The sequence below is a fragment of the Pseudomonas sp. SM4 genome, from assembly GCF_051913165.1.
Classification (GTDB): domain Bacteria; phylum Pseudomonadota; class Gammaproteobacteria; order Pseudomonadales; family Pseudomonadaceae; genus Aquipseudomonas.
On sequence record NZ_JBODOE010000002.1, the window covers coordinates 569560 to 580454 of the forward strand.

General features: G+C 58.9%; 13 protein-coding genes. 5 read left to right on the forward strand and 8 right to left on the reverse strand.

Annotated elements, in window-relative coordinates; genetic code table 11:
• Nucleotides 1-546 precede the first annotated feature (546 nt).
• The 3 genes from ACQ4MY_RS05565 to ACQ4MY_RS05575 form a co-directional block, all read right to left on the reverse strand.
• Nucleotides 547-801, reverse strand: coding sequence for a hypothetical protein (locus ACQ4MY_RS05565; RefSeq protein WP_440094229.1), 255 nt, complete (start codon nt 799-801; stop codon nt 547-549).
• Nucleotides 802-819: 18 nt separating this feature from the next.
• Nucleotides 820-1185, reverse strand: a complete 366-nt coding sequence (locus ACQ4MY_RS05570; protein ID WP_440094231.1) for a hypothetical protein — start codon at nt 1183-1185, stop codon at nt 820-822.
• 87 nt (nt 1186-1272) lie between these two features.
• Nucleotides 1273-2490 (reverse strand): MFS transporter, encoded by a 1218-nt coding sequence (locus ACQ4MY_RS05575; protein WP_440094232.1) that lies wholly within the window; start codon nt 2488-2490, stop codon nt 1273-1275.
• Nucleotides 2491-2623: 133 nt separating this feature from the next.
• Here ACQ4MY_RS05575 and ACQ4MY_RS05580 point away from each other — a divergent pair, with 133 nt between their 5' ends.
• From ACQ4MY_RS05580 to ACQ4MY_RS05595, 4 genes are all read left to right on the forward strand, one after another.
• Nucleotides 2624-3244, forward strand: a complete 621-nt coding sequence (locus ACQ4MY_RS05580) for a TetR/AcrR family transcriptional regulator (RefSeq protein ID WP_158829633.1) — start codon at nt 2624-2626, stop codon at nt 3242-3244.
• Nucleotides 3245-3509: 265 nt separating this feature from the next.
• Nucleotides 3510-4310 (forward strand): enhanced serine sensitivity protein SseB, encoded by an 801-nt coding sequence (gene sseB, locus ACQ4MY_RS05585; RefSeq protein WP_440094234.1) that lies wholly within the window; start codon nt 3510-3512, stop codon nt 4308-4310.
• A complete protein-coding gene (locus tag ACQ4MY_RS05590) occupies nt 4307-4915 on the forward strand; it encodes a hypothetical protein (RefSeq protein WP_440094236.1) in 609 nt (202 codons plus the stop codon). The genes sseB and ACQ4MY_RS05590 overlap by 4 nt, the downstream gene beginning before the upstream one ends.
• Before the next feature lie 96 nt (nt 4916-5011).
• Complete coding sequence (locus ACQ4MY_RS05595; protein ID WP_440094238.1) at nt 5012-5824, forward strand: DUF1206 domain-containing protein; 813 nt, start codon at nt 5012-5014, stop codon at nt 5822-5824.
• A 32-nt stretch (nt 5825-5856) separates the two neighbouring features.
• Here the strand turns inward: ACQ4MY_RS05595 and ACQ4MY_RS05600 are convergent, their stop codons facing one another.
• Entirely contained in the window at nt 5857-6681 is an 825-nt protein-coding gene (locus ACQ4MY_RS05600; protein WP_440094240.1) for an alpha/beta fold hydrolase, read from the reverse strand.
• Between the two features lie 25 nt (nt 6682-6706).
• Entirely contained in the window at nt 6707-7408 is a 702-nt protein-coding gene (locus ACQ4MY_RS05605; protein ID WP_440094242.1) for a glycosyltransferase, read from the reverse strand.
• Between the two features lie 185 nt (nt 7409-7593).
• Between ACQ4MY_RS05605 and ACQ4MY_RS05610 the strand changes: the two genes are divergently transcribed.
• Nucleotides 7594-8817, forward strand: coding sequence for a zinc-dependent alcohol dehydrogenase (locus ACQ4MY_RS05610; RefSeq protein ID WP_008085542.1), 1224 nt, complete (start codon nt 7594-7596; stop codon nt 8815-8817).
• A gap of 189 nt (nt 8818-9006) precedes the next feature.
• Here ACQ4MY_RS05610 and ACQ4MY_RS05615 read toward each other — a convergent pair whose 3' ends face one another.
• The 3 genes from ACQ4MY_RS05615 to ACQ4MY_RS05625 form a co-directional block, all read right to left on the reverse strand.
• Nucleotides 9007-9936: a ZIP family metal transporter gene (locus tag ACQ4MY_RS05615; RefSeq protein ID WP_440094243.1), complete on the reverse strand. Its 930-nt coding sequence runs from the start codon at nt 9934-9936 to the stop codon at nt 9007-9009.
• A gap of 215 nt (nt 9937-10151) precedes the next feature.
• Nucleotides 10152-10454 (reverse strand): hypothetical protein, encoded by a 303-nt coding sequence (locus ACQ4MY_RS05620; protein ID WP_440094245.1) that lies wholly within the window; start codon nt 10452-10454, stop codon nt 10152-10154.
• A 331-nt stretch (nt 10455-10785) separates the two neighbouring features.
• The coding region (locus tag ACQ4MY_RS05625; protein WP_440094276.1) for a DUF6124 family protein at nt 10786-10895 on the reverse strand (110 nt) is incomplete at its 5' end.

Here is a 10895-nt window from a genome sequence, read left to right on the forward strand (position 1 = left end):
AAACTGTGGGAGCTGGCTCGCCAGCGATGAGGCCAGCACATCCAACACCACGTCGACTGCCCCACCGCCATCGCTGGCAAGCCAGCTCCCACATTTTTTGTGCCCGAACCACCACCCCCTGTAGGAGTGAGCCTGCTCGCGATAGCGTTCGTCCCGGCACCATCAATATTGACTGAACCACCGCCATCGCGAGCAGGCTCACTCCTACAGGATTTTGCGCCCAGCACAGTTTTTTGAGCACACCGCCGAAACTGTGGGAGCTGGCTTGCCAGCGATGAGGCCAGCACATCCAACACCACGTCGACGGCCCCACCGCCATCGCTGGCAAGCCAGCTCCCTCACTTTTTTGTGCCTAAACCACAACCCCCCTGTAGGAGTGAGCCTGCTCGCGATAGCGTCCGTCCCGGCAACATCAACATTGACTGAACCACCGCCATCGCGAGCAGGCTCACTCCTACAGGGTTTTGCGTATAGGCACAGGTTTTGAAAACGCCTCCGAAATTGTGGGAGCTGGCTTGCCAGCGAAAACGTCAGCCCATCCAACCGCTAGACAGAATTAGACGCAAGCTCGAGCATCTTGGTGAATCGAGTAATCGCCAAGTGGATCTCATCCTGAGTATCGCCATCCCAATCCTCAACCGTCGCCAACTCTGCCCTCAGCGCGTCAATTCGGTCGCGTATTTCAGCCACCTCTGCGTCTCCACATTGCCGCGCAATGGCCGCCCATTTTTCATCCGAAATACGCTGCTGCACGGAAAGCCCCGCACGTGCTTGCGCGATCATCGCTGACAATTTACTCATCAAATGCCCTTCTCCTGTTCACGCAACCACCTCAACATAACTCGACTCCCCACCCCCACTCGCCCCCGACAACCAACCCCAGACAAAACTCAACGTGGTTCGCCCTGCGTCATCCACGCCAACAATGCCCCGCGACCAACCCGACAGAATCTCGTCCTCAGTCGTCAGGCAATGAAACAACAACTCAATCGTGTCCGGCCCCGTCACACGCCCCACCTGGTGCCCCACGCAAATCCGACCGCCCTGATAAGTACTCGAAATACCCACGCCATCAACAAGGTAGTGAAACACCGTCCCACTACCCGACAGCCCTTGCGAGTTATCCGCCACCGCGAATCGACGATCGTGCAAACGCTCGCCTACTTGAGAAAAGAGAGTTTCCATAAATGTCACGTCCTTGATCGGGAGAGGCTATTCCAGTGTGCAAGCATCCTACCCGATCGTTTCGCGGCAAAGGCCATCTCGAATACGTCAGTGCCCCGCCACTGCAGGTCGCCCGTCCCCGCGCGGTCCGGACTTGAACCCATGCCCGCGCGCCCGCCAGGCAATCACAAACCCTACGCCCACCAACACAACCATCGCCCATGGAAACGAGGCGACGCCCCAGCGGTCGAGCAACACGCCGCCGAGCACACCGCTGCCGGCAATTGCGCCGTTCCAGGCCACCACATTCAGCGACAACGCCACGTCTGCGCCGTCACCCGCCGCGTCGGCCAAAGCCGTTTGCAGCAAGGTCGCCGCACCGCCAAAACTCAATCCCCACACCGCCACACCGAGGTAGATCACCTCCGGCAGACGGCCAAGAAGACCCAGTGCCACGCACACCAGCGCAAAGGTCGCCAGGCTCACCAGCGTGGTGGTGCGCAGCAGCGGCTCGACCAGTTTCGCCGTCAGCCAGATGCCCACCAGTGCGGCGATTCCAAACACCAGCAAGACCAGATCCACGCGATCCGCCAGCCCTGCCGGTGCCACGAACGGTGCGATGTAGGTGTAGAGAATGTTGTGCGCCAGCATCCAGCTGATCACCACCGCCAGCACCGGCCGCACACCCGGCGTGGCCAGTACGTTGCGCAGCGAAATACGTTGATGCGCGGGTTGCGGTGGGTAGTCGGGCACTTTCACCAGCACCCAGACGATCAGCATTAACGTCAGTGCCGACATGATCCCGAACGCAGTGCGCCAGCCCACCAGCCCTCCCAGCCATGTGCCGAGCGGCACGCCGAGTGACAGCGCAATCGGCGTGCCGACCATGGCCAGTGCCAACGCTTTGCCCTGTTGCTCGGGCTCGACCATTCGCCGCGCGTAACCGGCCAACAGACTCCACGCGAGCCCCGCCGAAACACCGGCAAAAAAGCGCGCCACCAGCGTCACGCTGTAGTTGGACGACAGCGCCGTGATGGAGTTGAACAGCAGGAAACCGACAATCGTCAGCAACAGCACATTGCGGCGGCGCCAGCCACGGGTGGCGATGGTCATGGGGATCACCGCGAGCACCGAACCCAACGCATACGCGGTCACCATCTGGCCGGCCATCGAAGGAGAAATCGCCAACCCTTCGCTGATCAGCGGCAACAGGCCGGCCGGCAGGGTTTCGGTGACGATGCAGATGAAGCCCGTCATGGCCAGCGCGAGCAACGCGCCGATGGGCAGGCTTTTCGGCGCGGCCGATAAAGTGAGTGAGGGTGTCACTGGGGGTACTCCTTGAGAAGAGAAATTCAGACTTAAATACCGATCGATATAAAATACTGGCGGCAGGCGCCGGTCGTTGTCAACGACTTATGTATCGACTAGTATCCAAATCACTTTCCGAGGAGTGTTTGATATGGCGAGAACCGGTCGCCCCCGCGCATTCGATCGCGACGACGCCGTCGACCAGGCCATGCAACTGTTTTGGCAACACGGCTACGACTCGACCTCCCTCGCCCTGTTGAAGGCAGAACTGGGCGGCGGCATATCCGCGCCAAGCTTCTACGCCGCATTCGGTTCCAAAGAAGCCCTGTTCGATGAGTGCGTGCAGCGTTACCTGGCGACCTTCGCCCAAGTCACCGAATGTCTGTGGGACGCAAGCCTGCCACCACGCCAGGCCATCGAAACCGCACTGCGCCAGTCGGCGCGCATGCAATGTGACGACGGCCATCCCAAGGGCTGCATGGTCACCCTCGGCGTGATGAGCGCGCCCGGCCCGGAAAACGCCCGCGTCGTCGAAGCCCTCACCCAGTCCCGCGCCCGCACGCGTGCGGGGATTCTGGCGTGTGTCGAGCGTGGTATCGCTGCCGGCCAATTACCCGACCAACCTGAGTCCCGCGCCATTGCAACGGCGTTCGACAGCTTCCTGCAAGGCATCTCCATCCTCGCCCGAGACGACACGCCGCTTGATCGCGTTGATGCGGCGATCACCCAAGTCATGCGGGCGTGGGACGTGATAGCTACCCCGCAAGACTGAACACGCAAATTCGACTGTGGCAAGGGAGCTTGCTCCCGCTGGACTGCGCAGCGGGACCGCTTTTGCGAGTTGCAACTCGCCCACGTCAATGAGGCAGACCACATCAGTGCCTTCCGATACGTAAAGGGGCACCCGGGTTATCCGGTTTTCTGGGAGTTTGCCTACGACATACACGCTCAAGGCAAACGCTGGATTCTGCTAGGGTGCAGCAGCGACTGACCTGCTCTTTGCCATTCACTTACTGTCTGTTTTTATGGAACGATCGATGGACATCACCAATACCCAGGAAGAAAACGCCCTCGAACACTCACTGCGCCTAGCGGCGGATGAGCCCGCGCACCGACCGGATTTTTTCAAAACCCTGTTGAGTTCAACCATCTACGTGCTCGGCACCACCGGTACCGGCGAAGGCCCGGCCCATCTTGAGGCGGGCAGCAACATCAGCATCGCGCATTGGCAAAAACCGGATGGTTCTGCGGTCATCCCGTTTTTCTCTTCACTGCAAACCCTGCAAAAGTCGATCGACAGCGAACAGTCCTACATCGAAATCCCGGCCAGAGCCCTGTTTGAAATCACCCTCGGTGCGCAGCTTTTCCTCAACCCTAAATCGCCGTATGGCAAAGAGTTTTACCCGGAAGAAGTGCGCAACCTGCTCTCCGATGCGATCGGCCAAAAACCGACACAACGCACCGTCGAAAAAGACACCCGAGTGCTGCTCGGCCAGCCGTCGGAGTACCCGACGCAGATGATCAACTCGCTCACGCAACTGCTCGCCAAACACCGCAACGTAAAACGTGCGTTTCTGGCGTTGATGCACGACGCCTCGACGGATCAAAAGCCTCACTTGATCGTAGGCATCGAGGCGGACGGCGACATTGAACTGATCATGCGCGAAGCCGGTAACGTCGCCGGCGACACCGCGCCGGATGGCGAGCCCGTTGATCTGTACCGCGTCAGCGAAGGTGAAACCGGCCTGAGCGATTACTTTCTCAAGCAAACCGTGCCCTTCTATGAACGCAAGTCGGCAGGCTGGCTGCGTTCATTGTTTGGCTTTGGCAACGCATGAGTGAGCGCAACGCCGCGATAACCGCAGATCAGGCGTGCGCCATCGTGCTCGCCTTGTTTGACGGTGTCATGAGAGATGGCAAACCCGAGCGCTTTGTCATTCAGAACTGTGAGCTGTCCGCCCACAGCGATTACTGGGTCATCCGCTGCAACAGCGAGGATTACGTCGTCCACGGCATGACGCAGTTCTGCTACGTCGGTGTGAATGCCCACCTGATCAACGTGGTGACCGGCGAGCACGAGGCGGTCGCCAGTTGCATCAGTGTCGAGGAGTATCTGCAGGACAAATACGACCTGGATGCAGCGGCGGGCAAACAGTATGTGCTGACCCCGGCATTGGACCCTGCTGATAAACCGGCGCTGATCAATCTGCGCCAAAAACTGCAGTGCACCTACCCGCAAACCCTCGCGTTGCTGAAAGGCCCGCAACGGTTATGGCTCACGGGCACACGCAGGCTCCTGGAAGACGCGCAGCGACTGCTTGGCGAACAAGGCATCACTACGCAAATCGAGTTGTTGCCTGATGTCGGTGAAGCCATCGTCATCGGCGTCCAAACCTGGCACATCGAAGCGGTGCTGAAGGCGCTGCGCAAGCGGTTGAGTTGAGTGAGGAATGACCCGCTGCCACAGTGCTTGATCAGGCAACAGAACCCCTCCCGACGAGAAAGGTCTGCTCTAGTATCACTCTCGGGAATAGATCCAATGTCCGCGCAACGCAGCCTTGTAATACTCGCTCGGGGAGGATATGCCGCTCGAGGCGTGCTCTATCTGATCATCGGCATTTTCGCCTTGCTGGCAGCCCATGATTCGACAAAACCGAAGGACAGCCACCGGAGCCTCGAAGCACTGCTGGCCCAGCCGTTCGGCTATTTTTTAGTGGGACTTGTGGTGGTGGGGCTGCTCGCTTTTGGCGCCTGGCGTGTCCTGCAAGCCACGCGTGATGTCGATCATCACGGTAAAAACTTCAAAGGCCTGGTGATCCGTGCCGGCCTGTTGGCGGGAGGTGTCGTCAACAGCGCTCTGGCGTTTTTTGCATTGGGCCTGCTGATCAGCGGCATCAAAAGCTCGGGCAATTCGGCGGGGCAAACCAAAGACTGGCTGGCCCATCTTTTATCCTGGGAATACTCGAACGTGTTGGTGTACCTGATCGCCCTCGTTCCGCTGGGTGTAGGGATTGCCCACCTCATCAAGGGATGGAAGGCGTCGTTCGAAAAGTATTTTGAAGCCGACGAGGACGTCATGCGCTACGTCCGGCCGGTGTCGCGGTTCGGCCTGATAGCCCGTGGCGTGGTGTTTATAGAGATTGCCTTGCTACTGGCACTCAGCGGTTCCGCTTATCAAGCGATGGACCCACCCGGTATGAAGGAAGCCCTCGACGCCTTGCAGAACTTGCCTGCTGGATGGCTGATTTTGATGGTGATGGCCTTGGGGCTGATTGCTTTCTCGGTTTACAGCTTCTCTGAAGCTTTCTGGCGCAAGATCAACATGGACGTGCCCGGCGTATCGAGAGCTTAGGTTGAAGCCGTCACGGCGCTCAACCGTTCGGATTAGAGCAGGCGTGGCGTTAACCGGCGGTGGGCGAGCCTGGGTGCCGGCTCTTCATCAGCGTATGGGCGGCAGAGGAATTCGCGTATCAGTTCTGCTGTTCGCCTGGCGCTGGTGACCACGAAAAAATGCCCTTCCCCCTTCAATACATTCACTTCGGCATGGCGAAGGGAACGGCGCAGGATATGTGCGTTGTACATCTGCACCAAGGTGTCGCGATCACCCGTGAGGATCAGCGTGCGCTGGCGCAGACGAGACAGGCGCAGCAGACTCGTCCATCCGACCAACGCCGCGAGCTGATAATAGTAAGTCCGCGGATTAACCGAGAGCATGCCTTTCACCACACCAAAGCGCAGCAGCGTCTGGATCGAATGGCGGTTCCCTTCGCTTTTGCGCGGCTTGGCGGTTTTGCTTCGAGCAAAAAACTCCATGATGTCGGCGGGCTTCACCAGCATCACCGGGCCGGCGGAGGTAGCGGCGAGGATCAGCCGGCGCACCCTTTCTGGATGACGCAGGGCGAACTCTTGCGCCAGTGCCCCGCCCCAGCTCACGCCGAAGACATCGACCTGAGCCAATCCCAATTGCTCGAGCATCTCGGCGATCAGGTCGGCATAGCGCGGCAGCCGCATCGGCCAGCGGGGCATTTGCGATTGGCCTACGCCTGGCACGTCCAGCGTAACGGTCGTGTAATCGCCCAGTTCAGCGCGCAACGTATCGAAGGTACGGATCAAGCCACCCAGGCCATTAAGTAGCAGCAGCGGCGAGCCTTGTCCGCAGATCGAAACGTTCAACGGCAAACCTTGTGCGGTTAACGTGTGTGTTGTCATGGCGTTCCCTTGCTGCAACCTCAGTTCAAACAGAGATGCCCCCGCTCGCCTGTGAATCAACCGCAGGCAATCCCAGCGACACCCCCAGATTAGCCAAGTATTCGCCAAACCCTCCGCGACATTTGTAATCCTTGCGGGCGCTGGTGATCACAGGATTCGTTGCCGTCCAGACGATATGCGCGCCAATCCTCTTGAGGTCCGCAACCAAATGGACGTCTTCGTGTGCAGTAAGGTGCTGGAAGCCGCCGGCGTTCCGATAGGCCTCGGCACTCAGGCCCAGGTTGGCGCCGTGAATGTGCCGGTGATTCTCGATGAACTGATAATGCTCCATGTACGCTGAGCGAACCCAATCACCATGGTCATTCCAGCTATCCACCTCGACCGTCCCACAAACTGCGTCAGCGTTGAATTCAATCTGCCGTGCCAACCAATCGGGTGGCACAACGGTGTCGGCATCGGTGAAGGCAAGCCATTTCGCCCCAGCGGCGAGCAAGTGATCTGCACCGGTGGCTCTCGCCTTGCCCACGTTCTGAAAACACACCTCAATCCCGTCGACACCGTGCGCTGAAACAATCTGTGCGGTCTGATCAGTGCAATCGTCTAAAACCACGACTACGCAAACTGGCTGGCCCGCCAATGCAGGATGTTCAGCGGCGAACAGCACAGACGTCAGGCAGGCCGTGATGTGCCGCTCTTCATTATGGGCAGGTATCACAACACCGATCATACGTAACCTCCGACTACCAAAATGACAGACTCCAGCAGTCGACCTGCTTGCACTCCAATAGGTTTAAAAAATGATAAGAGCGCCCGCATTGCCGACCGCTAGTCATTTGCGCCGCCAACACTCTGAACTTACGTTCGAGGTTGCTCCTCTCCCACTTACCAATCCGCTGAAGCAGGTAAGACGTCATGAGAGCACTCACCTACCACGGCGCGCACAGCGTCAAAGTCGACACGGTTCCTGACCCGGTGATCGAGGAAAACGACGACCTCATTCTGCGCGTCACCGCGACGGCGATCTGTGGATCTGACCTGCACCTCTATCGGGGAAAGATTCCAACCGTCGAGCATGGCGATATCTTCGGCCATGAGTTCATGGGGATCGTCGAAGAGACAGGTTCAGCAGTGACCGCCGTACAACCCGGCGACCGAGTAGTGATCCCTTTCGTCATTGCCTGTGGCAGCTGTTTTTTCTGTCAGATGGACTTGTTCGCAGCCTGTGAAACAACCAATACCGGTCGCGGAGCGATCCTCAACAAAAAGGCGATTCCGTCCGGTGCTGCGCTCTTCGGTTACAGCCATATGTACGGTGGAGTGCCGGGTGGCCAAGCGGAATACGTGCGCGTACCCAAGGCCAACACCGGGCCTTTCAAGGTGCCGGGGACGTTGTCGGATGAAAAGGTTCTGTTCCTTTCCGACATCCTGCCTACCGCTTGGCAAGCGGTCACCAATGCAGGGATTGGCCAGGGTTCGAGCCTCGCCATCTACGGTGCCGGGCCTGTCGGTTTGTTGAGCGCCGCGTGCGCGCGGATGCTCGGCGCCGAGCAGATTTTCATGGTCGATCACCACCCCTACCGTCTGGCCTACGCGCAAAAAACCTATGGCGTGATCCCGATCAACTTCGATGAGGATGATGATCCGGCCGACACCATCATTCGCCAGACCAAAGGAATGCGCGGCGTCGATGGCGCCGTCGATGCGGTGGGTTTTGAAGCGAAAGGCAGCACCACCGAAACAGTGCTCGCCACACTGAAACTGGAGGGCAGCAGCGGCAAAGCCCTGCGCCAATGCATTGCTGCGGTAAGGCGCGGCGGCACCGTGAGCGTGCCGGGCGTGTATTCAGGCTTCATCCACGGTTTTCTGTTTGGCGACGCGTTCGACAAGGGCCTGACCTTCAAAATGGGCCAGACCCATGTGCAGCGGTTTCTGCCTGAACTCCTGGGGCACATCGAGACAGGTCGTCTCTCCCCCGAAGTCATCATCAGCCACCGCATGTCGCTGGAGCAGGCTGCTGAGGGCTACAGGATTTTCGATAAACGAGAGGAAGATTGCCGCAAGGTGATCCTGACCCCCGGAAGTCCTCATGTCGCTGTACCGGAGATCGACGATAGCGCAGCGGTTCTGGCTACCTAGCGCGGGGGTTACGCAGCAACGACGAGATTGCTCGGGCATTTAACGAGGGGTCTCGTCGTTTTCCTTTCTGGCTTATCGATCAACGGCCACGGCCGATGGCCTGAGTATTGCGACAGCGATGTTGTTTCAAACACATATAGTCATTCATAAAGCCTGAATCGCATTGAGGGTGGAGACGTAGGCTCGTCACTAACCCAAAGCAGTGTCGAGGAACATCATCACTCCGAAACCGAGCATCAAACCCAGAGTCGCCGGCGTCTCGTGTCCGTTCCTGTGGGTCTCGGGAATCACCTCATGGGACACCACGAAAATCATGGCGCCGGCTGCCAACCCCAGAGCAATCGGATAGCCCAATGCAAAACTGCTGGAAATGCCCAATCCGACGATGGCGCCAATCGGTTCCATCAAGCCCGAGCCCACCGCGATAAGTGCCGCACGCAGTGCAGAAATGCCGGTCACGCGTAATGCCAATGCCACAGCCAGGCCTTCGGGAATGTCTTGAATGGCGATCGCAGTGGTCAGCGGGAGCCCGACCTTCATATCGCCGTTGGCGAAGCTCACGCCAATGGCCATGCCTTCCGGCAGGTTGTGCAGCGTGATGGCGAGGACGAACAGCCAGACACGATTGATGCGCTGCGCTTCGGGGCCACGGCGACCACTTTTCTCGTGTTCATGAGGCACGAATCGATCCAGACCGACCATCAGCGCTACGCCCAATGCCAACCCTGCAACCACCACGCACGCGGCAAGCAACTGGTTATCGCAAAGCGCCTGAGCCGCTTCAATGCCGGGCAGAATCAGTGAAAACGAACTGGCGGCCAACATCATTCCGGCGGCGAAGCCGAGCATGATGTCCTGCGTTCGGGCGGCGATATCGCGCAACGCAATCGCGACCACAGCGCCCAACGCCGTCGCCGCGAAGCCAGACATGCCGCCAAGAAATGCGAAGTGCAGATTCTGTTGATTGGCACCGACGAAGGCGCCATACCCGCTGATCAATAGAAAGACTGTCACCCCAATCAGAATTGACCAGAATGCCAGCCCGCCCCACCCGGAGCCTGAGACCCGGGAGACCCAGGAACGAAATGGCGTGCCTGATGAGGTTAACGGCTCGGGCATGGCGACCTCCTATTTTCTTGAATCGGTGTTTTCAGTGGAACCGGATAGCGACCGCAGGAACAGCCTGGAGACACGCTGCGCGCCACGATCAAAAGCCACGCGGGCATCAAACAACTGCAGAGCAGATGGACTGCGCTGCACGGGTTTCTGGTTAGCCATGGTATGAGCCCCTTTGTATCAGATGAAAAACCGCGCGCCAGATGAGCGCAGCGACCTCAGTGATAATCCTCACCGGCGACCGCCCGCCGATACGCTTCGTCCGCATCCCTTCGCAGGTCGCGCCATTCGCTCAGCGTCAACAGCCCCAACCGATCCATCTCATCAGATTGGCGCAACAGTTCGTCGTGGTAGGCATCGGGGCAGTCCATGCGCAGCGCCCGATTGTCCAGCGCACGGTGCCAGGCATCCAAGGCATGCAATCTTGATTCTTGCTCAGGCGTCAGCTGATTCTTGAAAGCATTCATGACACGCACCCCGGAGATTTCCCTGAAAACGTTAACGGGACTGCGCAGCAACATTGCCCTGAGCCCCTCAGAGCAGAGGACGGATGCGTTGACACGAGAGTTCAACGTGGTTGATGAGCGTTCATCCGGCGGTTCACACGCGGGATGGAAATGGGGCGACCCACGCATTGATCCGAGACACCCGGACGCTCAACGTTAAGGTGGTTTGCGGCAGGTGCAAATGGCTGCCTTAGCGCTTTTCGCTGATCGACTTCGAGCTGATGCGATCACTTGGAGAGTCACACTTTGAAAATTGCCAGCGCCAGAACCTACGACAGGCGCGTTGATCTTGTGGCCAGGGAGCTCGCTCCCTGGCCGTTTATCCCGAATTAGCCAGGCACAAGCACTAAGCCGGCTGCTTCAACTCGACGTTATCCAGCGCCTTGTTCACCGCCAACTCCCCCAACATCACCACCTGCGCAATCCCCAACAGCGTATTGCGGTTCGGCCCTTCCA

What these genes read in the sequence shown, in the direction of transcription:
- ACQ4MY_RS05565 (WP_440094229.1), bottom strand. Translation starts at nt 801, where the DNA reads ATGAGTAAATTGTCAGCGATGATCGCGCAAGCACGTGCGGGGCTTTCC.
- ACQ4MY_RS05570 (WP_440094231.1), bottom strand. Translation starts at nt 1,185, where the DNA reads ATGGAAACTCTCTTTTCTCAAGTAGGCGAGCGTTTGCACGATCGTCGA.
- ACQ4MY_RS05580 (WP_158829633.1), top strand. Translation starts at nt 2,624, where the DNA reads ATGGCGAGAACCGGTCGCCCCCGCGCATTCGATCGCGACGACGCCGTC.
- sseB (WP_440094234.1), top strand. Translation starts at nt 3,510, where the DNA reads ATGGACATCACCAATACCCAGGAAGAAAACGCCCTCGAACACTCACTG.
- ACQ4MY_RS05590 (WP_440094236.1), top strand. Translation starts at nt 4,307, where the DNA reads ATGAGTGAGCGCAACGCCGCGATAACCGCAGATCAGGCGTGCGCCATC.
- ACQ4MY_RS05595 (WP_440094238.1), top strand. Translation starts at nt 5,012, where the DNA reads ATGTCCGCGCAACGCAGCCTTGTAATACTCGCTCGGGGAGGATATGCC.
- ACQ4MY_RS05600 (WP_440094240.1), bottom strand. Translation starts at nt 6,681, where the DNA reads ATGACAACACACACGTTAACCGCACAAGGTTTGCCGTTGAACGTTTCG.
- ACQ4MY_RS05605 (WP_440094242.1), bottom strand. Translation starts at nt 7,408, where the DNA reads ATGATCGGTGTTGTGATACCTGCCCATAATGAAGAGCGGCACATCACG.
- ACQ4MY_RS05610 (WP_008085542.1), top strand. Translation starts at nt 7,594, where the DNA reads ATGAGAGCACTCACCTACCACGGCGCGCACAGCGTCAAAGTCGACACG.
- ACQ4MY_RS05615 (WP_440094243.1), bottom strand. Translation starts at nt 9,936, where the DNA reads ATGCCCGAGCCGTTAACCTCATCAGGCACGCCATTTCGTTCCTGGGTC.
- ACQ4MY_RS05620 (WP_440094245.1), bottom strand. Translation starts at nt 10,454, where the DNA reads ATGTTGCTGCGCAGTCCCGTTAACGTTTTCAGGGAAATCTCCGGGGTG.